The organism is Methylorubrum podarium, assembly GCF_040270385.1.
In the GTDB taxonomy this organism is placed as follows: domain Bacteria; phylum Pseudomonadota; class Alphaproteobacteria; order Rhizobiales; family Beijerinckiaceae; genus Methylobacterium; species Methylobacterium podarium.
The window spans coordinates 89,231-111,197 of sequence record NZ_JBELQE010000048.1; the positions used below are offsets into that span (position 1 = coordinate 89,231).

The 21,967-nt window shown below is 71.2% G+C and carries 15 protein-coding genes; 4 read left to right on the top strand and 11 right to left on the bottom strand.

Annotated elements, in window-relative coordinates:
* Window positions 1–13: 13 nt before the first annotated feature.
* Window positions 14–760: a hypothetical protein gene (locus tag ABS772_RS07700; protein WP_350393480.1), complete on the bottom strand. Its 747-nt coding sequence runs from the start codon at window positions 758–760 to the stop codon at window positions 14–16.
* 1,757 nt (window positions 761–2,517) lie between these two features.
* On the opposite strand from ABS772_RS07700, the gene ABS772_RS07705 reads away from it, so the two are divergent.
* The 3 genes from ABS772_RS07705 (at window position 2,518) to ABS772_RS07715 (ending at window position 4,968) form a co-directional block, all read left to right on the top strand.
* Window positions 2,518–3,555, top strand: a complete 1,038-nt coding sequence (locus ABS772_RS07705; RefSeq protein ID WP_350393482.1) for a glycosyltransferase family 4 protein — start codon at window positions 2,518–2,520, stop codon at window positions 3,553–3,555.
* Between the two features lie 26 nt (window positions 3,556–3,581).
* Window positions 3,582–4,253 (top strand): class I SAM-dependent methyltransferase, encoded by a 672-nt coding sequence (locus ABS772_RS07710; protein WP_350393484.1) that lies wholly within the window; start codon window positions 3,582–3,584, stop codon window positions 4,251–4,253.
* A gap of 79 nt (window positions 4,254–4,332) precedes the next feature.
* Entirely contained in the window at window positions 4,333–4,968 is a 636-nt protein-coding gene (locus tag ABS772_RS07715; RefSeq protein WP_373875174.1) for a hypothetical protein, read from the top strand.
* A gap of 128 nt (window positions 4,969–5,096) precedes the next feature.
* Here the strand turns inward: ABS772_RS07715 and ABS772_RS07720 are convergent, their stop codons facing one another.
* Window positions 5,097–6,809: an aminotransferase class III-fold pyridoxal phosphate-dependent enzyme gene (locus ABS772_RS07720; protein ID WP_350393485.1), complete on the bottom strand. Its 1,713-nt coding sequence runs from the start codon at window positions 6,807–6,809 to the stop codon at window positions 5,097–5,099.
* A 35-nt stretch (window positions 6,810–6,844) separates the two neighbouring features.
* On the opposite strand from ABS772_RS07720, the gene asd reads away from it, so the two are divergent.
* The gene (asd, locus tag ABS772_RS07725) at window positions 6,845–7,732 is read left to right on the top strand and encodes an archaetidylserine decarboxylase (RefSeq protein WP_350393528.1); all 888 of its coding nucleotides are present in this window, start codon (window positions 6,845–6,847) and stop codon (window positions 7,730–7,732) included.
* 93 nt (window positions 7,733–7,825) lie between these two features.
* On the opposite strand, the gene ABS772_RS07730 is transcribed toward asd, so the two are convergent.
* The 9 genes from ABS772_RS07730 to ABS772_RS07770 form a co-directional block, all read right to left on the bottom strand.
* Window positions 7,826–9,373: an efflux transporter outer membrane subunit gene (locus ABS772_RS07730; RefSeq protein WP_350393486.1), complete on the bottom strand. Its 1,548-nt coding sequence runs from the start codon at window positions 9,371–9,373 to the stop codon at window positions 7,826–7,828.
* Window positions 9,373–12,519: an efflux RND transporter permease subunit gene (locus tag ABS772_RS07735; RefSeq protein ID WP_350393488.1), complete on the bottom strand. Its 3,147-nt coding sequence runs from the start codon at window positions 12,517–12,519 to the stop codon at window positions 9,373–9,375. The genes ABS772_RS07730 and ABS772_RS07735 overlap by 1 nt, the downstream gene beginning before the upstream one ends.
* Before the next feature lie 12 nt (window positions 12,520–12,531).
* Window positions 12,532–13,914 (bottom strand): efflux RND transporter periplasmic adaptor subunit, encoded by a 1,383-nt coding sequence (locus ABS772_RS07740; protein WP_350393489.1) that lies wholly within the window; start codon window positions 13,912–13,914, stop codon window positions 12,532–12,534.
* Window positions 13,915–14,071: 157 nt separating this feature from the next.
* Entirely contained in the window at window positions 14,072–14,689 is a 618-nt protein-coding gene (locus ABS772_RS07745) for an SCO family protein (protein ID WP_407942973.1), read from the bottom strand.
* The gene (locus ABS772_RS07750; RefSeq protein ID WP_350393491.1) at window positions 14,682–15,800 is read right to left on the bottom strand and encodes an MBL fold metallo-hydrolase; all 1,119 of its coding nucleotides are present in this window, start codon (window positions 15,798–15,800) and stop codon (window positions 14,682–14,684) included. Before ABS772_RS07750 ends, ABS772_RS07745 begins: the two co-directional genes overlap by 8 nt.
* Before the next feature lie 460 nt (window positions 15,801–16,260).
* Window positions 16,261–18,993: an ATP-binding protein gene (locus tag ABS772_RS07755; RefSeq protein WP_350393493.1), complete on the bottom strand. Its 2,733-nt coding sequence runs from the start codon at window positions 18,991–18,993 to the stop codon at window positions 16,261–16,263.
* Window positions 18,994–19,072: 79 nt separating this feature from the next.
* The gene (locus ABS772_RS07760; RefSeq protein ID WP_350393494.1) at window positions 19,073–20,494 is read right to left on the bottom strand and encodes a TadE/TadG family type IV pilus assembly protein; all 1,422 of its coding nucleotides are present in this window, start codon (window positions 20,492–20,494) and stop codon (window positions 19,073–19,075) included.
* Between the two features lie 193 nt (window positions 20,495–20,687).
* Window positions 20,688–21,317, bottom strand: coding sequence for a TadE/TadG family type IV pilus assembly protein (locus ABS772_RS07765; protein ID WP_350393496.1), 630 nt, complete (start codon window positions 21,315–21,317; stop codon window positions 20,688–20,690).
* Window positions 21,314–21,898: a TadE/TadG family type IV pilus assembly protein gene (locus ABS772_RS07770; protein WP_238255273.1), complete on the bottom strand. Its 585-nt coding sequence runs from the start codon at window positions 21,896–21,898 to the stop codon at window positions 21,314–21,316. The genes ABS772_RS07765 and ABS772_RS07770 overlap by 4 nt, the downstream gene beginning before the upstream one ends.
* Window positions 21,899–21,967: the final 69 nt, after the last annotated feature.

Sequence of the window (21,967 nt, forward strand, 5' to 3'; positions counted from 1 at the left end):
GGCGGACGCCGGGTCACGCCCCCGTCCGCCGCCTGAGGGCGGCGCGCCAAGCGCGCAGGGTCGCGGCCGCCTCGTCCTCCGACGGCACCGGCTCGGCCGCGTCCTGTCCGCGGCGCCGGCGGCGCCAGCCGAGCACCCGCAGGATCGCCCACAGCCCGCTGGCGTGCTCGGGCTGCCCGGTCTGCCGCCGGGCGTCGCGCTGCGACCGGCGGGCGAGGAAGGGATTGAACAGCGGCAGCGGCGCGCCGCCGACCGCCCCGCCGCCGGCCAGCACGATCCCGCTCCCCGGACCCACGAGCAGCCCGGCGCCGGCTGCGACGCCGGACGCCCCGCCGGCGTCGATTCCCGGACCCGCCGCGGCGGGAGCCGATGGACCGTCGATGGTCGGGGCGACCGGTGCCGCGGTGACGACCGGAGCGGCCGTTCCGGTCTGAGGGGCCGCCGTGACGCCGGCCTGGAGCGGGGAGACGGAGGCGACCTGTGCGGGCGCCACGTTCGGCACCTGCACCGGCGCCTCGCCGCGCCCCGGCCCGCCGCCGACCGGTTGCATCGCGGGCGAAGCCGGGGCGCCGGTCTGCGCCGCCGACGCGAATCCGGGCGAAGCCGGCGCGGCGAGGCCGACGCCCTCGTGCGGCCGAGCCTGCTCCGCCTCCGACGGGGTCCCGCGCTGCGCCGCCTGGACGTCGGCCGTCCGGGCCGGCCTGCCCTCGTTCACCGCGGCGGTCTCGGCTTGCGCATGCGCCGATTGCGCCTGCGCCACTTGCCCCTCCGCCGCGTGCGCCTGCTCCGTCTTCCCATGACGGGGGTCGGCTGCGGGCGCCGCCGTGGCGGCCTGGTCCGATGCGGGAGCGGTTGCCGTCGCAGGCTCCGGTGCCCGAACCGCTGCATCCGGCCGCGCCGTGGCCGCGCGTGGCGGCGGCGCATCCGCGGGGATGTCGGCCGCGCGCCCGGCAACGGGATCGGCGGTCGCAGCCGGCGCCCCGGCGGGCGGCCGCGCAGCGTCCGGAGGCGGTGTGCCGGCGTTCGGTGCGGCCCGGGCCGGCGCCGCATCGGTCGCGCGAGCCTGGGCGATCTCCGCGCGCGGCGCCTCGGAATCCGGCCGGGGCGCGGCACGAGCCCCGTCGGTCGGCGCCGGGACATCGGGGGGCCCCGCCTCCCGCGGCCGGCCGGGAGGGCCGTCGGCCGGGCTCGGCCTGCCGGGGGGCGCGTCGGCCGCGTCCTGTCGCAGCGTTTGCCCCGCACCCCGCCCTGCCCCATCGGCGAGCCGCGTCGGTGGCAGGGCCTGGCCGGGTCCGAGCCCCTCGGCCAGCGCCTGCCCCCGCGCGTCGCCCCGCGGCGCAGCCTCCGTCACCGGTCCCCGCTCGGGCGCGCGCCCCTCGGCCCGTCCCTCCGCGAAACGTCCGGCGGGCGCCCCAATTGGGGGGCGATCCCCCGTCATGGGAGCGCGGCCGTCGCGCCCGGCGCCCTCGGGTGCCGGATGGTCGCGCCCGGGCGGACCATCGGGCCGGCCGAGCGGCGCCTGCGGGCCGGTCCGGCCGTCCCGGAGCCCCGGCCGAACGGGATCGGGCGTCGGGCCGCGCGGCCCGTCCGGCGTCGGCCGGATCGCAGGTCCGGTCCTCGGTCCTCCCGCTTCCGTGCCTTGGTTCGGCCCTCTCACAGGGATCGGATTGCGACCTGGTCCCGCCGCGTCCTGCCGCTGGGGCTCGAGCCGGTCGGGCGGCTTCGGCAGGCGGTCCCCCGCTCGGGGGCCGGCGTCCGGGCCGCCCGGCCGGGCGGTCCCCTCCCGTCCGCCGAGCTGCAGCCTGAGGCCGAGATCGGCCAGCGGCCCGAGCTGCGCCGCCAGGCCGACATCGAGGCCGTGGCGAAGATCCGCCTTGAGCCCGAGGCCCAGCCCATGTCCTCCGCCGCCGTTCCCGCCGTCATGCCCACCGCCAGCGGGTGCGCCATCCGGTCGGTCGTCGGCCCGCGGCCCGTTCCCCGGTGCTCGCCCCGGCGTGTTCCGTCCCGGCGGGCCGGCGCCGCGGTCCGGGCGCGCGTCGTGATCGGGCCGCTCGGGTGCCTGGCCCTGGCCGCGTCGCGGATCGAAAGCGGGCTGCGCGGCGCCGGGTTGCTGACCTTGCGGGTCGGCATGGGCTCCCAGGCCGATCAGGTTCAGACGCAGTGCGATGGGGAACGTCATGGCCCATCCTCGTCGGCTAACCGCCCGAGGCTATCGCCCCAACCTGACGAGGAACTGTCGCGAACGGATCGCGTCCCGTCGGGCTCGGCCGTGTCCGACCGCGCCGCCCCGCGCGTCGCGTGCCCGGCGCCGGATCGATGGCATCCGCGGGCAAGATGTTTCGGCGTCTAATCAATATTGCGGAATTTAGACCGTTTTCAAACATCAGCCGGCGTCATCGGAATGTAAAAATCGAAATGTACCGCTGAATGAATGCTTCGAGGGCGATGAACAGGCCGTTGCACTGCGGACGAACCGTAGGCCTGCGTTGATGGTCGGCCATGGGGACTGCCAGCGAAATGCGGGTGTTGATCGCGACGGATGCCTGGGCGCCGCAAGTCAACGGCGTGGTTCGGACACTGACATCGCTCGCACGATGCGCACCCCGGGTAGGGATGGAGATCGTCTTCCTGTCGCCCGAGGGGTTTTCGAGCTTCCCGGTGCCGAGCTATCCCGGTCTGCACCTGGCGATCCCCGACAGCCAGGAGATCGCGCGACGGATCGAGGCGGCGCGCCCGGACGCGATCCACATCGCGACGGAGGGGCCGATCGGCCACGCGGTGCGGGCCTACTGCATCCGGCGCCAGTTGCCCTTCACCACGAGCTTCACCACGAAGTTCCCGGAATACATCGCCGCCCGGTTCTTCGTGCCCGCGACTTGGAGCTACGGGGTGCTCCGCCGCTTCCACGCCGCCGGCCGGGTGACGATGGCCTCCACCGCCTCGCTGGTGCGCGAGTTGCGGGGGCGCGGCTTCCGCCGGCTCGGCCTGTGGACGCGGGGGGTCGATACCGACCTGTTCACGCCCGACCGGGCCGCCCCGCTCGACCTGCCGCGGCCGATCTTTCTCAATGTCGGCCGCGTCGCCGTCGAGAAGAACCTCAAGGCGTTCCTCTCGCTCGATCTGCCGGGATCGAAGGTGGTGATCGGCGCCGGCCCGCAGCTCGACGAGCTGAAGGCCCGCTATCCCGAGGCGCATTTCCTGGGCGAGCGCCACGGGGCGGATCTCGCGGCCCATCTCGCGGCCGCCGACGTCTTCGTCTTCCCGAGCCGCACCGACACCTACGGCGTGGTCCAGCTCGAAGCGCTCGCCTGCGGCGTGCCGGTCGCGGCCTTCCCGGTCACCGGCCCGCGCGACGTGATCGGCGGCCACGCCGTCGGCGTGCTCGACGAGGACCTCCGGGCCGCCTGCCTCGGCGCCCTGACCCTGTCCCGCGCCGAGTGCCGCGCCTTCGCGCTCGGCCGCTCGTGGGAAGCCAGCGCCCGGCAATTCGCCCGCAACGTGGCGCGGGCGCGCATCCGCCGGCCGATCGGGTCCGGCATCTGGGCGTCGGCCTGAGACTTCATCCGTTAGGAGCTTCATTCATGGCAGGGAACGGCGTGCTACCCACCGTCGACGAGATGCGCACGGAAGGGGTCGCCAAGGCCTACGATCGCTGGGCGCCGATCTACGATCTCGTCTTCGGCAAGGTCTTCGCGCGCGGCCGCTCGGCAGCGATCGAGGCGGCCGAGCGGGTCGGCGGGCGCATCCTCGAAGTCGGCGTCGGCACCGGCATCTCGCTGCCGCAATATTCGCCGCGCAGCCGGCTCGTCGGCGTCGATCTGTCCGCCCCGATGCTGGAGAAGGCGCGCGAGCGGGTGGCCCGGATGGGCCTGCGCAACGTCGAGCAGCTCGACGTGATGGATGCCGAGCATCTCGCCTTCGCCGACGAGTCCTTCGACGTGGTGGTGGCGCAGTACGTCGTCACCGCGGTGCCGAACCCGGAAGCCGCCCTCGACGAGTTCCTGCGCGTCGCGCGACCCGGCGGCGAGATCGTCATCACCACCCGCATCGGTGCCGACAAGGGCCTTCGCGGCGCGATCGAGTCGCTGCTCTCGCCGGTGGTCAACCGGCTGGGCTGGCGCACCGAGTTCTCCTGGCAGCGCTACCAGGACTGGGTGGATCGGACCGCGGGCGTGAGCGTGATCGAGCGCCGGCCGCTGCCGCCGCTCGGCCACTTCTCGCTGATCCGCCTCCGGAAATCCGACGCGGCCTGACGGGCGGCATTCTCCCGCGATCCCGCCGCCGGCCGTACCGGTGGCAAGAGACCTCAACTCCCATCGAGAGGAGACGATAATGGGCGGCTTTTTCGAAGCGTTGCGCGTGCAGCGGTGGGACGACCACCGTTACTATCACCACAGCCGGATCAACCAGTCGCTTCATCTTCTGAGCGCGCTGAGCTTCGTCTCCGCCTACGTGATCTGTTTCAAGGACCCGGCGATTGCCGCGCTGATCGCTTGGCTCGTCTCGATGACGAGCCGCCAGGCCGGCCACTTCTTCTTCGAGCCCAAGGGCTACGACCACGTGAACCACGCCACCCACGATCACAAGGAAGAGATCAAGGTCGGCTACAACCTGCAGCGCAAGGTCGTGCTGATGGCGATCTGGGCGCTCTCGCCGCTCGTCTTCACCGTGAGCCCGTCGCTGTTTGGCCTGATCGAGCCGCACCAGAGCGCGGGCGAACTCGTCCGGCACGTCGGCATGCTGTGGTTTGCGATCGGGATTGGCGGCCTCGTGTTCCGGGTGCTCCAGCTCTTCGTCATCCGCGACGTCGAGACCGGGCTGGTCTGGGCGGCCAAGATCATCACCGACCCGTTCCACGACATCAAGCTGTACTACCGCGCGCCGCTCTACCTGATGCAGGGCGAACTGATCGACCGCGGCCTCGCCGACGAGGTCGCCGAGGAAGCCGCCCGCAGCGCCGCGCGCTGACGGGATCTCTCCTCCCCCTTGTGGGGAGGAGTTGGAGGTGGGGGTGGTGCCGGATGAAGCTCGGCGATCAATCCTGAACCACCCCCACCCCTGCCCCCTCCCCACAAGGGGGAGGGGAAAGCGGCGCTTTACTCCGCCGGCACCGGATTCCCCGTACTGGCCGACGCCGCGCCGCCCCGCCCGCGCAGGCCCCGCCAGCGCACGGCGAGCATCTCGCGCAGCACGGAGCGGCGGATCGCTTTGTTGCTGGTCGCCGGCCCGGCCCACCAGCCATCCGCCTCCATCGCCCGGACGCCCGCGACGAAGCGCTCCGTCACCGCCGCGACATCCGCGTCGGTGTAGTTCAGGCTGAAGATCAGGCGCCCCGTGCCGATCCACGACAGAGCCAATCCCTCGAGGCGCAGATAGTATTGCAGCAGCCAGTTGTAGCGGGCGGGCCGCGTGTAGAGCACCGTCCAGATCGACGACATGTTGACGACGCGCACGGGCAGGCCCTCGGCCTCCAGCCGCCGGTTCAGCGCTTCCGCGCGCGCGTTCCAGCGCCCGTCGAGATCCGCGTAGAGCGCCGCGACCTCCGGGGTCTCCAGCCGCCGCAGGAAGGCGTTCATCGCGCCCATCACGTAAGGATGCGCGTTGAACGTGCCGCGGGCGAAGCAGATGTCGCCGGGCCGGTCCTCGCGGAAGCGCTGCATCAGCGCATGGCGCCCGCACAGCACGCCGATGGGCAGGCCGCCGCCCAGGGTCTTGCCGTAGGTGACGAGGTCGGCCCGGACGCCGAAATAGTCCTGGGCGCCGCCGGGCGCGAGGCGGAAGCCGACGAAGACCTCGTCGAAGATGAGGACGATGCCGCTACCCGTGCAGACCGCGCGCAGGCGCTTCAGCCAGTCCGCGTAGGCCGTGCGGTCGTAGGCGGCGTGCCGGCCGGAATCGACGAGCGACCCGTCGGAGGGCGCGCCGGCATTGGGGTGCATCGCCTGGATCGGGTTGACCAGCACGCAGGCGATGTCGCGGCGCTTGGCCAGCACCTTGAGCGTCCGCTCGGACATGTCGGCGAGCGTCAGCGTGTCGTTGGCCGGCCGGGGATTGCCGATGCCGGGCTGAACGTCGCCCCACCAGCCGTGATAGGCGCCGCAGAAGCGCACGATGCGCCGCCGTCCGGTCCGGTACTGCGCGAGGCGCACCGCCTGCATCACGGCCTCCGTCCCGGACATGTGGAACGAGACCTCGTCCATCCCGGAGATCGCCTGCAGCCGGCGGACGTTGTCGGTCACGACCGGGTGCAGGGCACCGAGCACCGGCCCCAGCGCCTCGACCGCGCCGGTGCCCTCTCGGATGCAGGCCTTGTAGGCGTCGGTGCCGAGCACGTTCACGCCGTAGGACCCGGTGAGATCGTAGAGGCGGTTGCCGTCGAGATCCGTGACCTCGACGCCGGACGCAGCCTGCAGGAAGCTCCCGGCGGACAGATGCTCGCGGACGATCCGGCTGAACTGGAACGGCACGCGGTAGCGCCCGGTGAATTGCAGGTCGGAGATGCCGGCCCTGGCCTCGTCCGTCGCCGCGCGGGTCTTCGCGTAGCGCTCGCGGTAGAGGGCGGACAGGCGCGCGAAGCCGGCGCGGCGACGGGCGGCGACCGCGTCCGAGGCGCCGTCGATTCGGGCGAATTCCGCCTCGCCGTACTCGTAGAAGGGCAGCTGGGCGGCGATCCTGCGCGCCATCCGGACATGGCCCGCGAGCGAGGGGTGCTTCGCCCGCGACAGGGCGAGGCGCTTGCGGCCCTTCACACCGAGAAACGCCAGAGCCGCTGCGGCGGCCGCAACCGTGATGGTTCCGAGAGTATCCATCCGGTCAGCGTGAACCAACGGCATGTCACGGGATGATGACGCTTCGCACCACCCTCCTCAGCATCGCCCGCCACGAGGATCTGAATTTCCTCCTGACGAACCGGATTCCGCGCCGGTTGGCGACCCGCTTCGTCGGCTGGCTCGCCCAGATCCGGCAGCCGCTGGTGCGCGACGTCTCGATGTGGGCGTGGCGGCTCTTCTCCGATCTCGACCTGTCGGACGCGCGCAAGACGCGCTTCGACAGCCTGCACGACTGCTTCGTCCGCGAGCTGAAGCCCGGTGCGCGCCCGGTCGATCCGGATGCGGGCGTGATGGTCAGCCCCTGCGACGCCATCGTCGGCGCCTTCGGGCCGATCGAGGGTACGCGGCTGTTCCAGGTCAAGGGCTTCCCCTACCGCCTGGAGGACCTGCTCGGCAGCGCCGAGGCGGCCGAGCGCTACCGCGACGGCGTCTTCGTCACGCTGCGGCTGACGGCGAGCATGTATCACCGCTTCCACGCGCCCCATGACGGGCGCGTCGAGGCCGTCACCTACGTGTCCGGGGATACGTGGAACGTGAACCCGATCGCGCTGAAGCGCATCGAGAACCTGTTCTGCCGCAACGAGCGCGCGGCGATCCGCCTGCGGCTCGACGCGACGGGCGAGGCGGTGACGCTGGTCGCGGTCGCGGCGATCCTGGTCGCGAGCGTGCGCCTGCGCTTCCTCGACATCGGTCTCGATCTCCGCCAGGGCGGTCCGCGCACGATCGCCTGCGACGCGCCCCTCGCCAAGGGCGACGAGATGGGGTGGTTCCAGCACGGCTCGACGATCGTGATGCTGGCCCCGCGCGGCTACGCGCCCTGCGCCGGGATCGCGGAAGGACGAACGATCAAGGCCGGCCAGAGGCTGCTGACGCTGCCGCCTCGTGCCACGGTGGCCGGTTGACCAAGTCGGGGCCGGCCCGATCCCGTCATCGCGCGCGTCGGCGAAGCGATGACAAAAGGGCGTACCGGAACGCCGCCGCGTCCGATGCTCCGGCTACAGGAACTTGGCCGGATCGGTCTCCGGCGGCGGGGGCGCCACGTCGCCGCGGTTCCACCAGCCGCCGCCGAGCGCCTGGAACAGGGCGACCGTGTCGGCGTACTGCGTCGCCCGCGCGCCCGCCGAGGTCACGAGAGCCGACAGGTAGCTCTGCTGGGCGATCAGCACCTGCGTCGCGTTGACGGCCCCCGCCGCGTACTGCTTGCGAACGAGGCCGAGGCTCTCGCTTGTGGCCTTCTCGGCCGCGGAGGCCGCCGCGACCGCCTTCGCGTCGGACTGGAGGGCGCGCAGGCTGTCGGCGACGTTCTGGAACGCGGTGATCACGGTGGCGCGGTACTGCGCCTGCGCCTGGTTTAGGGTCTCCTCGGAGGCGCGCTGCCGCCGATAGAGCGTGCCCGCATCGAAGATCGGCTGCGTGGCTTGGCCGATGATGGTGAAGAACCCGGCCGCCGGATTGGTGAGCTGGACGAGCCGCACGGCGCTGGAACCCGCCGTCGCCGTGATGGCGAATTGCGGCAGGCGGTTGGCGACCGCCACGCCGACGTTGGCGCTCGCCTCCTTCACCTGGGCTTCGGCGGCCTTCACGTCGGGCCGCTGCTGCACGAGGTGCGAGGGCAGGCTCACGGGAAGGCGCGTCGGCAGATGCAGCGCGCTCAGGGTGAAGGTCTCGGCGACTTCGTCGCTCGGGAACCGGCCGGTCAGGGCGGTGAGCAGATTGCGCTGCTGCGCGAGCTGCTTCTCCAGCGGCGGCAATTGCTGCTGCGACAGCGAGAGCGCGGCCTGCTGCTGCACGACGTCGGCCCCGGCGATCTGCCCGAGCTTGAGCTGCTTGTTGTAGAGTTCGAGGATCTCGGTCTGCGCCTGGATCGCCCGCTTGGTCGCCTCGATCTGCGCGCGCAGGGCCGCCTCCTGGATCGCGGCGGTCACGACGTTGGCGGTCAGGCTGAGATACGCCGCCTCGAGCTGGAAGCGCTGGTTCTCGGCCTCGGCCTCCAGCGCCTGGATCTGGCGGCGGTTGCCCCCGAACACGTCCGGGTTGAAGGCGACGGTCACCTGCGGCGTGTACAGGCTGTAGAGGTACTGGTTCTGGTCCTGCAGGGGGGATTGCAGGTCGAGCCCCGGTGCCCGGGCGCCGAGCGCCTGCGGGTTGGCGGTGAGCGTCGGGAACAGCGTCCCGCGCTGGGCCAGAACGTTCTGCTGCGCGATGCGGAGAGAGGCCTGCGCCGCGTCCAGCGTCGGGTTGTTGGCGAGCGCCTCCTCGACCAGGCGATTCAACCGCTTCGAGCGGAACAGGGTCCACCACCGGCCCGGGATGTCGGCGCCCGGCACGAAGCTCTGATCCGCCGAACCGCCCTGCTGCGTCCGGATCGCGTCGGCGGCGCTCGGGTTCTTCAGGGGCTCCGGGGTGTAGCGGGTGACCGGCGGATCGGCGGGCGGGCGATAGTCCGGTCCGACCATGCAGCCGCCGAGCGCGCCGCAGAGACCGGCCAGGCTCAGGCCGGCCACGCTCAGGCCGGCGACGGCGTTCCGCTTCCGACGACCCATCACGCGGCAACCCGGTTTGCGGCCGGCACGGCCCTGTCGTTCGGCCGGCGGCGGGAGAACAGGGAGATCAGCACCGGCAGGACCACGAGGATCAGGTTCGGGGCGAGCAGGATGCCCCCGACCACCACCAGCGCCAGGGGCTTCTGCACCTGCGATCCGATGCCGGTGGAGATCGCCGCGGGCAGGAGGCCGACGCAGGCCGCCACGCAGGTCATCATCACCGGCCGCATCCGCACGATCGAGGCGTGGCGGACGGCGTCCGCCCGCTCCCAGCCCTCGTCGAGGAGCTGGTTGTAGTAGGCGAGCAGGATCACGCCCTCCATCGTCGAGATCCCGAACAGGGCGATGAAGCCGATCGCCGCCGAGATCGAGAACGGCGTCCCCGTGAAGAACAGGGCGAAGATGCCGCCGATCATCGCCATCGGGATCACCGAGAGCGTGAGCAGCATGTCGGTGACGGACGAAAAGTTGACGAACAGGAGCAGCGCGATCAGGCCCAGGGTGATCGGCACCACCACGCTCAGTCGGGCGACCGCTTCCTTCAGGTTGGTGAACTGCCCGACCCATTCGAGGTGGTAGCCGGAGGGCAGCGTCACCGTCTCGGCGACGCGGGCCTGCGCCTCCAGCACCGCGCCGCCGAGATCGCGCCCGCGCACCGAGAACTTCACCGGGATGTAGCGTTCCTGGTTCTCGCGGTAGATGAAGGCCGCGCCCGAGACCATCGCGACGGTCGCGATCTCCGAGAGCGGCACCTGCACCACGCCGCCATTCGGGTTCGGCGCCCCGACGGTGATGCTGCGGATCGTGTCCAGCGAGGAGCGGTACTGGGGGGCGAGCCGCACCCGCATCGGGAAGTGGCGGTCCGAGCCGTACTCGTAGAGGTCGCCCGCAGTCTGGCCGCCGATCGCCGCCGCGACGGTGGTGTTCACGTCGCCGATCGAGAGGCCGAAGCGGGCGGCCTTGCGGCGGTCGACGTCGATCTCGACGGTCGGCTGGCCAAGGGACTCGAACACCGCCAGGTCGGTGATGCCGGGCACGCTGGCGAGCGCCGCCTTCACGGCGTTGGCGGTGCGGGTGATCTCGGCCAGATCGCTGCCGTAGATCTTGACCGAGTTCTCGCCCTTCACCCCCGAGGCCGCCTCCTGGACGTTGTCCTCGATGTACTGCGAGAAGTTGAACTCGATGCCGGGAAACTCCGCGTCGAGACGCTTCGACAGGTCGCGGATCAGCGTCTCCTTGTCGAGGCCCTTGGGCCACTGGTCGAGGGGCTTCAGGGGCGCCAGGATCTCGACGTTGAAGAAGCCGGTGGCGTCGGTGCCGTCGTTCGGCCGGCCCTGGTGCGAGATGACGTTGACCACCTCCGGCACCTCTTGGAAGATCTTGCGCAGGCGCTGGACGTAGGCGTTGCCGGTCTCCAGCGAGACCGAGGCCGGCATGGTGCCGCGGACGTAGAGGTTGCCCTCCTCCAGCCGCGGCAGGAATTCGAGGCCGAGGTTGCGCGCGGCGAGCCCGGACACCGCCAGGATCGCCGCGACGACGCCGAGGGCGAGGACGCGGTGGCGCAGGCCGAGGGTCAGGACGAGCCTGTGGCCGAACCGCAGGACGCGCACGATCAGCGTGTCGCGCTCCTCCACCCGCTTGGGCAGGATGATCGCCGAGAGCGCGGGCGAGACCGTGAAGGTGGCGAGCAGGCCGCCGACCAGCGCGTAGGCGTAGGTCTTGGCCATCGGCCCGAAGATGTGCCCCTCGACGCCGGTCATCGTGAACAGCGGCAGGAAGCCGACGATGATGATGGTGGCCGAGAAGAAGATCGCCCGGTTCACCTCGGCGCCGGCGAGGGCGATGGTGCCGAGCCGGCCGGTCAGGCCGCCGGGCGCGGGCCGCCCCTCCCCGTGCTCGGGTTCGGCGAGATGCCGGAAGATGTTCTCGACCATGATCACGGTGGCGTCGACGATCAGGCCGAAATCGATCGCGCCGAGCGACAGCAGGTTGGCCGAGTCGCCGCGCAGCACCAGGATCAGGATCGCGAAGCCGAGGGCGAAGGGGATCGTCGCCGCCACGATGATCGCGCTGCGCAAGCTCCCGAGGAACAGCCACTGCACCGTGAACACCAGGATCACGCCGAAGACGAGGTTGTGCAGCACCGTGTGGGTGGTGGTCCGGATCAGCTCCGAGCGGTCGTAGATGCGCGCGATCCGCACGCCCGGCGGCAGGATGGTCGAGGCGTTGATCCGCTCGATCTCGGCCTCGACGCGCTGGAGCGTCGGCAGGCTCTGGCCGCCGCGGCTCATCAGGACGATGCCCTCGACCACGTCCGGGTCGTCGCCCTCCCCGACGATGCCGAGGCGCGGCGCGTTCGAGACGCGCACCTCCGCCACGTCGCGCACCAGCACCGGCACGCCGTTCACCTGCGTCAGCATGGTGTCGCGGATGTCGTCCATGTCGCGGATCAGGCCGATGCCGCGCACCACCGCCGACTGCTCGCCGACGTTCAGCGTCTGGCCGCCGACATTGATCGAGGAATTGTTGAGCGCGTTGACGAGCTGGACCAGGGTCATCCCCAGCCCCTGCAGCCGGGGCAGGTCGACGGCGATCTCGTATTCCTTGGCCCGGCCGCCGAAGGCCGTCACGTCGATGACGCCGGGGATCGCCTTGAACCGACGCTGCAGCACCCAATCCTGCAGGGTCTTCATGTCGGTCGAAGAGAAGCCCGGCGGCCCGACGAGCTTGTAGCGCATGATCTCGCCGACCGGGCTCGTCGGGGAGATCTGCGGCTGGGCTCCGTTCGGCAGCGGGGCAAGCTGCGACAGGCGGTTGAGGACGCGCTGGAGCGCCTCCTCGTAGGTGTACTCGTAGTTGAACTGCACCTTCACGTCGGAGAGACCGAACAGCGAGATCGTCCGCACCACCTGCGCGTTCGGGATGCCAGCGAGCTGCACCTCGATCGGGATCGTGATGTAGCGCTCGATCTCCTCCGCCGACTGGCCCGGATTCTGGGTGATCACGTCGACCAGCGGCGGCACCGGATCGGGATAGGCCTCGACATTGAGCTGGAGGAAGCTCGTGTAGCCGAGGGCGAGCATCATCACGAAGCCGAGGAAGACCAGCACGCGCTGGCGCAGGGCGAAGACGATCAGGCTGTTCATCGCCGCCCGCTCCTACGACGCCTTGTCGCCGGAGGCGGCGCGGTCGATGAACAAGGCGCCGCGGGTGACGATCTCCTCGCCGACCGCCAAGCCCTCGACGATCTGCGCGGTCTCGCCGTTGACGAGGCCGATCCGGACCGGGCGGGCGACGACCGCGCCGTCGGGCCGGGCGACCCAGAGATGGGCCTTGCCCCCCTCGTGGACGATCGCGTCGAGGGGCACGGCGGGCGAGGGCTCCGGCGGGCCGGTGAGGATCGTGAAGGTGGCGAACATCTCCGGCCGCAGAACCTGATCCGGGTTCTCGACCTCGCTGCGCACGGCGAGCCGGCGCGTGGCCGGATCGAGGCTCGCGGCCATGTAGTCGATACGCGCCTTGAACACCCGGTCGCCGAAGCCCGCCACCCGTGCCTCCACGGCCTGACCGAGACGGATCTTCGGCACCTCGCTCTCGCGGACGTTGGCGACGAGCCAGACCGTCGAGAGATCGCCGATGACGAAGGCGGGGTCGCTCGACGCGGAGAGATACTGGCCGACGCCGACCTTGCGCTGCACGATGGTGCCGGCGATCGGGGCGCGGATCTCGACGTCGGAGCTGAGGCGCCCGCTCTTCTCGAAGGCGGCGATCTCGGCGTCGGTCTTGCCGAGGAGGCGCAGGCGGCTCTTCACGGCGTCGAGCGCCGCCTCGGCGGTCTTCAGGTCGCTCTGCGCGGCGATCACGTCGTTCTGGGCCGCCTGATAATCCTTGAGCGCCACGGCGCGGGCGGCGAACAGCTCCTGCTGGCGGGCGGCGATGGTCTGGTCCAGCTTCAGCAGCGCCTGCTGCTTCTGCAGGGTGTTCAACGCCGCCTGATAGTCGTTCTGGGCCTGGACCATGTCGCTGGCCTCCAGCGTCAGCAGGAGGTCGCCCGCCTTCACCTCCTGGCCGGCGCGGACCTGCACCCGGGTCACGCGGCCGGAATAGGGGGAGGCGACCGGTACGTTGTCGTCCTCGTTGAGGGCGATGCGCCCCTCGGCCGAACTCTCGGGCCGGAACGACCGCGTGGCGACGGGCCGGATCGCCATGGTCGCGCGCTGTTCCGGCGTCGGGTGGAAGACCCGCGCATCGTCGGCGGATCGCTTGCCCGCGCCCGCCGCCGCCTCGTCCCGGCCGGAAAGGCCGAGGGCGCCGAGGGCTGTGTCGAGCGCCTGCCGCGCCTGGTGCGGGAAGACGATGACCGCGACGACGAGGGCGAGCACGGGGAGCAGCCAGGCGGCGACCGAGAGCATGGCGCCGCGGCGACCCGAGGCGCGGCGCCCGTCGATGTCTCCAGAGTGGTGCGCGTCCATCGCGGCCTCGACCCGACCGAGTTCTTCGAGCGCCGGCCGGGCGCGCCGCGCATCCTGTGCGCGGCTCACCCGCCGACGGTCCGGGTAGGCTCATAGCCGCGTTCTGGCGGCGGAAGCGTGACCGTGGGAAAAGTTTTTAACATGCGTTGCGTCGCGGCGGCGGGCGGAAGCCGCGGCCGCGCGACCGGTCCGGTCACATCGTCGTGAAGCGGGCGGACGTGCCCGCTCAGCGCGCGCCGAGATGCGGCCGGATGATCGTCAGCATCCGCTCGGCCGAGGTGCCGGGCGGGAAGAAGCCGAGATAGGCGCCCGATCGATCCAGCAGGTAGACGAAGGCCGAGTGCTCGATCGCGTCGGCGCCCTCGGCCCGCCGGTAGAACACCTTGTAGGCGTCGGCCGCCCGCCGGATCGCGGCTTCGCTGCCGGTCAGCCCGATCAGGCGGGGATGGAAGCTCGGCACGAATTCCGCGAGCAGGGCGGCCGTGTCCCGGGTCGGGTCGAGGGTGATGAAGACGGGCTGGATCGCCTCGCCCGCCTCGCCGAGCAGGGTGAGCGCGCGGGCGATCTCCATCAGGTCGGTGGGGCAGACATCGGGGCAACCGGTGTAGCCGAAGGTGAGGATCACAAGCTTGCCGCGGAAATCCGCCTCGGTGCGGGGGCGCCCGTCCTGATCGACCAGGGCGAACGGGCCGCCGACCGGCTCGCGGTTCCACATCAGCACGTCCATCAGCTCGGCGGCCGAGCGCGGCGATTCCTCGGCCTTGGCCGGGCCGAGCCCCCAGCAGGCTCCCATGCCGAGCCCCAAGAGGCCCAGCAGGAGTGCGGCCCGCACGCGTCTACGCACCGAAGGTCAGCCGGCTGCCGGTGGTCGGGACGATGACGTGGTCGGGCATCTGCGCCTGCGCTCCGAGAGCGAAGTTCAGGCCGCTGCAATGCATCGGGATCACGACGTCGGGCTCGAGCGCGCGGATCTCGCCGACGACCTGGGTCAGGTACTCCTTCGGCGCCGGCCCGAGATGGAAGCCGCCGACGATGGCGTGAACCTTCTCGACCCCCGAGACGGCCTGCGCCTGCCGCACCGAGTTAATGATGCCGACATGGCCGCAGGACGAGATCACCACGAGCCCCCTGCCCTTCACGTTGAAGCAGGTGGCGTGCTCGTGGACATGCTCGTCGGGGATGATCTTCCCCTGCAGCTCGGCCGGCGAATAGTGGGTGGCGTCGCAGCCGAGACCGTCCTTGATGCCGCGCTCGACGAAGGTGTTGGGCAGGACGCGCTCGATCGAGGAGCGCTTGATCTGGCCGGTGGTGAAGGCGTGGCCGGCGACCACGGTCGGCGCCTCGCACAGCACGGTCGCGACCCGCCGGGCGGCGAGTTCGCGCCGGTCGAGCTGGCCGAAATCGGTGAACTGGCCGGTCGCGCCGACCGGGCTCAGGCGATGGCAGAAATTGTCCTCGCCGCCGGCATAGAGCTTCAGGTCCGGCGAGAGCGTGTCGCGGTAGCGGTCGAGGAAGCCGGTCAGGCCGCCGTAATGGTCGTGGTGGCCGTGACTGACGATCAGCGCATCGATCTTGGTCGGATCGACCTTCAGGATCTCGATGTTGTTGAGCAGCGCCTCGGGGCTGTAGCCGAAATCGAGCAGGATCGTGCGGGCCTCTCCCGCGGCCTTCGATTCCGCGAAGAGCGACAGACCCCACTGATTGTGCAGCACCTTGCGGTAATCGGCGCCGCGACCGTTGCCGGGCGGCTGGTGGAACACGCCCTGGACGGTGGCGGGCTTCAGGAACTGGTCGTGCGCCGAGTCGATCAGGACGCGCAGGCTGAGCGTGTCGACGGTGGGGATCTCGGGGGGCGCGGCGCGCGCCACCTCGACGCAGGAGAAGCCGGCCGCGGAGCCGGCGGCCAAAGCGGCCGAGAGTTTCAGGAAACCGCGCCTGTCGATCGCGTCCGCCATGTCATCCGCCCGTGTCCGGTGGGTATATGCATGGTATAGCCGAGCTTTTCCGGAAATTTGTTCCGTGTTTTGCGCTCGATCGCAAAAGTTCTACCCGAGTTCATCGGGGCCGCGCAAGAAAAGTTGCCCTCCCCCTTTCCCTCCGGAGTGCTGCCGAAGGGCCGCACCGCCTCCGCGATGACGCCCAATCTCGGCATCGCCACGGCTCCGCCGCGCAAAGACAAAGGAAAGGCCTAAGCGATCGACCGGATCGCGCATGATCCGGTTTCCGGCTGGTTGGCTCGGTTCGGTCCCCACCACGGTCATCCCGCGGTCCGCTCCGCGGCCCCCGGTGACGGGAAGCGGCACAGAACGGATCGACCGGTGACCGTCCGACACCGCTGTTCGGTCGATCGAGGTCGGCGACCGTGACGGGGAATGAGACCGGCGCGGCGCCGGCTGTGCCGCGCCCGCCCGACCCTCAGCAGGCTTCGAGCACGCCGGGCGTCGCCACCGCTCGCTCCGGCGCGCTCTCGGCGGGCACCCCGAGGCGGAGGTGGAGCGCGCCCACCGTGCGGGTGAGCAGGCCGTCGAGATCCGACGCCAAATCGGCGAGGCCGGCCAGAGCGCCGTCGCGCGCCGCCCGCTCGATCGCACCGGCCCGATCCTTCACCTGCACCGCACCGATATTGGCGCTCATCGACTTGAGGCCGTGGGCGGCGCGGGACACGGCCGGGGCGTCGCCCCGCGCGAGGGCGGTGTCGAGGTCTCGGAGCGCCTGGGGCGCCTGGGCGAGGTAGAGCCGGAGGATCCGCTCCAGGAAGTCCCGGTCGCCGAGTTCTTCCAGGTTGGCGATCGTCGGCGCATCGAGCAGCGCCTCCTCCGACACCCGCGGCGCCTCGGATGAGACGACCGCCGCCGGCGCGTCGCCGGTCTCGGCCTCGAGATGCCGCGCCAGCAGCGCGCCGAGTTGCGCAAGGGTGAACGGCTTGGCGAGCATGCCGTCCATCCCCGCCGCCTGCCAGGACTCGGCGCCGTCGCCGACCACGTGGGCGGTGAGGGCCACGATCGGCACACGCTCCGCCCCGTCCCGCGCCTCCCGCGCGCGGATGGCGGCGGCGGCACTGAAGCCGTCCAGCACGGGCATGCTGCCATCCATCAGGACGAGATCGAAGCGGTCCGCGGCGGCGGCCTCCACCGCGGCCCGGCCGTCCTCGACACAGACGACGTCGCGGATGCCGAAGCGGCCGAGCGCTTCGGTCGCCACCTCGCGGTTGACGGCGCTGTCGTCGGCGAGCAGCACCCGCGCGCCGGCAAAGGAGGGCAGGATCGCGGTCGCGCCCTCGTCCGCGGCCGGCGCCGCGGCGGCCAGCGGCGCCCCCGCGGCCAGGGCGGCGAGCAGCGGGCGCCACTCGGCCTGGGCGAGGGGCCGGCGCAGCACGGCGTCCGCCAGGCCGGCGCGGAGAAGCCCCGGCCCCGCGGTGTCGCCGATCGGCACCAGGGCGATGACGCGGCACGCGCCCTCCGGGCGGCAAGCGCTCGCCAGAAGCTCGGATGCGTCGAGGATCCAGTGACCCGCCCCGGCCTGCGCGGGCTCGAAGCCCGCGGCCCGGAGATCGGCCGCGAGGGCAGCCCGGGTCGCCGCGCCGACCCCGCCGAAGCGGACGGCGGCGGGCACCGCGGGCCCGCGGCGGACCGACGGCGCGGCGGCCTCCGCCCCCTCGACCGGGAGGCGCGCCCAGAAGGTCGAGCCCTCGCCGACGCGGCTCTCGACGCCGACGCGGCCGCCCATGGCGACGATCAGGCGCTCGGCGATCGAGAGGCCGAGCCCGGTGCCGCCGAAGCGGCGGGCGATCGACTGGTCGGCCTGGGTGAAGGCGGTGAAGATCCCTGCCAGCCGGTCCTGCGGGATGCCGATGCCGGTGTCGGACACGGCGATGCGCAGGACCGGGCCGGACGCCTCCCGCTCCATCGCCATCCGCACCAGGACATGGCCGGCGGCGGTGAATTTGAGCGCGTTCGAGACGAAGTTGCCGAGCACCTGGCCGAGGCGCACCGGATCGCCGAGGAGGGCGCGCGGCACGGAGTCGTCGATCTGCGCCGCGAGGTCGAGCCCCGCCGATGCCGCGCGTTCGGCGAAAAGGGTCACGACGGTGTCGGCGACGTCGCGCGGGCTCAGCGGGATCCGCTCCACCTCCAGGCGGCCCGCCTCCACCTTCGCGAAATCGAGGATGTCGTTGATGATGGCGAGCAGGGATTGGCCGGAGCGGGCGATGACCTGGGCGTAGCGCCGCTGGCGCGGCGGCAGGTCGGCCGAGGCCAGGAGCTCCGCCATCACCAGCATGCCGTTCATCGGCGTGCGGATCTCGTGGCTCATGGTCGCCAGGAAGACCGACTTGGCCGCGTTGGCCTCGTCGGCGGATTGCTTGGCCTCGATCAGGTCGTGCGTCCGCAGCCGGATCTCCTCCTCCAGGCCCGCATTGTGGCGGGCGATGGCGCGGTCGCGCTCGTTCACCGCCCGCAGGAGGTCGTTGAAACTCTCGGCCAGGGCGCCGACCTCGCCGCTGCCGGCCTCCGCGCGCCGGGAATAGTCATGGCCGAGGCGCACACCGTCCATGGTCCGCGCGAGGGCGGCGAGCGGCCGGGTGACGCTGCGCTGCAGACCCATCGAGACGGCGAGCCCGAGGGCCAGGGCGAGCAGCCCGGCGAGCACCGCCGTGAGGCCGACCTCGGCGATGCGCTCGGCGAGGTCGCGGTTGTCCGAGACCAGGACGACGCGTCCGATGGGGCGGGCGTTCTCGAGGATCGGGACCGAGACGCGCAGCGTCCGCGTCGTCATGAGATCGAGCGGCGAGACGGGTCCCTGATCGAGGTCGATGTCGTCTGAGAGGCGCAGGCCGATGCCCTGCTCGGCGAGGATGTCGCCGTCGCCCCGCTCGACCGCGGCGTAGACCAGGGCCTGTCCGTGGGCGATTGCCCGCAGGGTGCTCAGCGCCGCCGCCTCGTCGCCCTGCGCCGTGGCCTGGGCGGCGCTCGCGGCCAGGATCTGCGCGGTCATCCGCAGAACCTCGCGCTTGGCGGCGGCGTAGCGCTCAACCTCGCGCCAGGTCGACAGGCCGGTCAGAAGGAGAAGGGCGATCGCGACGGCGCTGGCCACGGCCAGGGCGAGCCGTCCGGACAGCGAGCGGATCGGGTTCGGGAACGGGGTGCGCACGGGACGTGCCTCGCGGGAAAGGCTCGCGGGAAGGGTCAAGCGCCGGAGCGGATCGGTGCTCCGGCACGGGTCGCGACGATCACTGGCTGATGACGAGCCGCCCGGAGATCGGGCCGACCCCCTTGGGGATCGGAACGCTGGTGCGGTTGTAGTCGGCGTTCAGGTAGAGGTTCGGGCCCTCGTAGAGGTTGATCTGCTGGGCCACGACGACGGTGTAGGCGGAGAGGTCCGCCACGGGCCGCTGCGCGTCGATCACGAGGCGGCCGGCCGGCAGATAGATCGTCCCGAGCATGGTGCGGGTGTTGTCGCTGATGATGCGGTAGATCCGCATCGGCTTGCTGGCGCCGAGCGCCGGGGGCGTCGGGCTGATGATGTCGCCGAGGAGCGTGTCAACGGCCAGGACCGGATCGATCGGCAGGGTGACGGAGGGTTCCTCGGCCATCAGGAGGCCCGCCATCACGCCCGTGGTCGGGGCCGAGAGATCGACGGTCGTCTTCTTGTCGAAGAGAAGGCCGCTGTTGTTGCCGGTGAAGTAGAAGGCGACATCCTTGCCCGTCATCGTCGCCTTCTTGTCGACGACGAGGGGGCCGTCCTTCATGACGTAGATGCCCGGCCGCAGCGTGACGACCGCATCCTTGGTGATGTGCAGGCCGCCGCAATAGGTACCGGGTTCGAGGGTCGTCGTCTCCGCGACGACGTTGCTCCCCTTGCTCTTGCCCGTCAGGGCATCGGTCAGGGCGAGGATCGAGGGCAGGAGCTGACAGGTGCCGACCGGCGGGGCCGGCCGGTTGCGGAGCGGATCCTGGATCACCGGACAGCTCGTCTGGGGATTGGGTGTGAAGTTCGCCCGGTCGTCCCTGAAGCCGCCCGCGGAGCAGATCGTCTGCGCCCGGGCGAGCGAGCCGTCGCGGCCGACCATCCCGGAGCTGCTGGAGGAGTTCGAGTAGAGGGCGCAATCGTAGGCCGTGACCTGAGCGTTGCGCTCCAGGTTGAACGCGCCGGGCGCGGCGGGGTCGAGGGCCAGCATGCACAGGCGCATCCGGCCGACGACGCTCGCCCGGGCTCGCACCGAGACCGGCATCGACGCCATGCCGACGAAAGCCCCGAAGGTGAGCTTGACGACCTGTTCGGCGCGCGCCTCGACGCTCGTCTTGTCGGAGGCGACGGTGACCTGGATCGAGACCGGCGCGTCGGCGCCGGTCTTCGCCTCGGCCTGGATCGTCTGGGTCGTCAGGCCGACGATGGATTCGGTGCTCGAGACCACGAGCTTGAGGGCGTTGCCGCCGGCCAGCACGCCGGCATCGACCGCGCTCTGCAGTTGCGTGCGCGCGGAGACGACCTTGGCGTAGTCGATGGCGCCCCCGACCAGGCCGATCAGGGTGGAGGCCGCCAGCCCGAAGATCACCGCGACCGCGCCGTCGTTCTCCCGGCACAGGCTCGAGAGGGGCCGTCTCCACCGGCTCGTGCGTTTCGCCTCCCTCTTCGCGTCACCCGTCACCATCGTGACTGTTGCCCCGTCTCATGTCGCATCGCATCTCAGACGTAATTCCTCCGAGTTAATAGGATATACTTGGCATCCTAAGCGCGGCGTCCGTACGGTTTACGCACGATTTACAATGACGAGGCTCGGGGGAAGACTTGTCCGACGCGGATATCGCCGGCCGTCCGAGGGAAATCGAAACATGAGGCCCGGATCACGCCGGACAGGGCTGCCCGCCCGGCAGGACGACCTCGACCTGCCCGTTCTTCGCGACGCCGTCGCGCACCGGCCACACGGTCTTGGCGGTGAAGGTCACATCGTTGAGGAATGGGAAGAAGGAGAACAGCGGCCGGTAATGCAGCCGCGTCTCGGCCATGACGAAGCGGTCGCCTTTCGACGCCGTCCCCGCCGGCGGGGGGCCGATGTCGGAACCGACGGCGCGGGCCGTGTCGCCCTGCTGGACGCTGGAGCAGACCCGGGCCACGAAGCTGTTTCCGACCTGATAGACCCCTCCGGCCGTCAGCACGACGCCGATGCCGGCCAAGCTGTAGGGCGAGGCCACGACCTGGGCGGCCGAATAGACGTCGTTGATGTCGCTGTAGTCGCTCTTGGACGCGAGGTCGGCCATCGTGATCGTGGCTTGCGCCAGACGGTTGTTGGTGGCGATGGCCCGCGGAAGTTCGATCGTGGCCACGAAGAGGAGCACGAGGACCGGCGCGATGAAGGCGAATTCGACGGCGCTCGCCCCGCCCTGTGCCCGGCCGGCGCGGACCAGGGCCCGCGAGAGCGGCTGCCCTTTCACGACGGCGCGCCATCGCGCCCTGAGCGGCCGGCGCAGCCTCATGCACACGACTTTTCCGCGTAACCCTCCGCGCGGAAGACGGCCGTCGACGTGAGGAGCTGCTTGCCGCCGGGCATCCGCTGGCCGGTATAGTCGAGGAACCGGAACGGCCGCAGCATCGGCACGGCGGCGCGCAGAACGTGGACGCTTCCCCCCGAGGGACAGGCGAACTGGTTGCCGAAGCCGGCGGCCCAATCGCCGCGGCCGGCATCGTAGGCCGGTGCGATCTGCTTGACGGCGAAGGTGGGGCTGCGCACGAGGTCGAACCGCATCTCGTCGCATTGATAGAAGCGCAGGCCCGTGCCGCAGAGGAGGCCGCGCAGCTGCTGTCCGACGTCGGCGCCCTCCTGGAAATCGCCCGTCCGGATGATCCGGGCCGCGCGTTGGACCGCGACGTCGAGCTGGTGCTGGGCGAAGGCGAGGATCGACGCCTCCATGATCACCAGCACCAAGACGAAGAGCGGCAGGATGACGAGGGAGAGTTCGACCGCGGCAACGCCGTCGACGTTCCGAACGAACCGAGACCTCAGAGCATCTGATGTTGCAAGGCGCCGACGATGCGGGAGGGGCTCGGAGGGGTTCAAGGACTTGGTCTTCGTCGATGCCGCTTCCCCGGAGCCTCAGCACCGCTGGAATCTTCAAGATGAGACGTG

What these genes read in the sequence shown, in the direction of transcription:
- ABS772_RS07705 (WP_350393482.1), top strand. Translation starts at nt 2,518, where the DNA reads ATGCGGGTGTTGATCGCGACGGATGCCTGGGCGCCGCAAGTCAACGGC.
- ABS772_RS07710 (WP_350393484.1), top strand. Translation starts at nt 3,582, where the DNA reads ATGGCAGGGAACGGCGTGCTACCCACCGTCGACGAGATGCGCACGGAA.
- ABS772_RS07715 (WP_373875174.1), top strand. Translation starts at nt 4,333, where the DNA reads ATGGGCGGCTTTTTCGAAGCGTTGCGCGTGCAGCGGTGGGACGACCAC.
- ABS772_RS07720 (WP_350393485.1), bottom strand. Translation starts at nt 6,809, where the DNA reads ATGGATACTCTCGGAACCATCACGGTTGCGGCCGCCGCAGCGGCTCTG.
- asd (WP_350393528.1), top strand. Translation starts at nt 6,845, where the DNA reads ATGACGCTTCGCACCACCCTCCTCAGCATCGCCCGCCACGAGGATCTG.
- ABS772_RS07730 (WP_350393486.1), bottom strand. Translation starts at nt 9,373, where the DNA reads ATGGGTCGTCGGAAGCGGAACGCCGTCGCCGGCCTGAGCGTGGCCGGC.
- ABS772_RS07735 (WP_350393488.1), bottom strand. Translation starts at nt 12,519, where the DNA reads ATGAACAGCCTGATCGTCTTCGCCCTGCGCCAGCGCGTGCTGGTCTTC.
- ABS772_RS07750 (WP_350393491.1), bottom strand. Translation starts at nt 15,800, where the DNA reads ATGGCGGACGCGATCGACAGGCGCGGTTTCCTGAAACTCTCGGCCGCT.
- ABS772_RS07760 (WP_350393494.1), bottom strand. Translation starts at nt 20,494, where the DNA reads ATGGTGACGGGTGACGCGAAGAGGGAGGCGAAACGCACGAGCCGGTGG.
- ABS772_RS07765 (WP_350393496.1), bottom strand. Translation starts at nt 21,317, where the DNA reads ATGAGGCTGCGCCGGCCGCTCAGGGCGCGATGGCGCGCCGTCGTGAAA.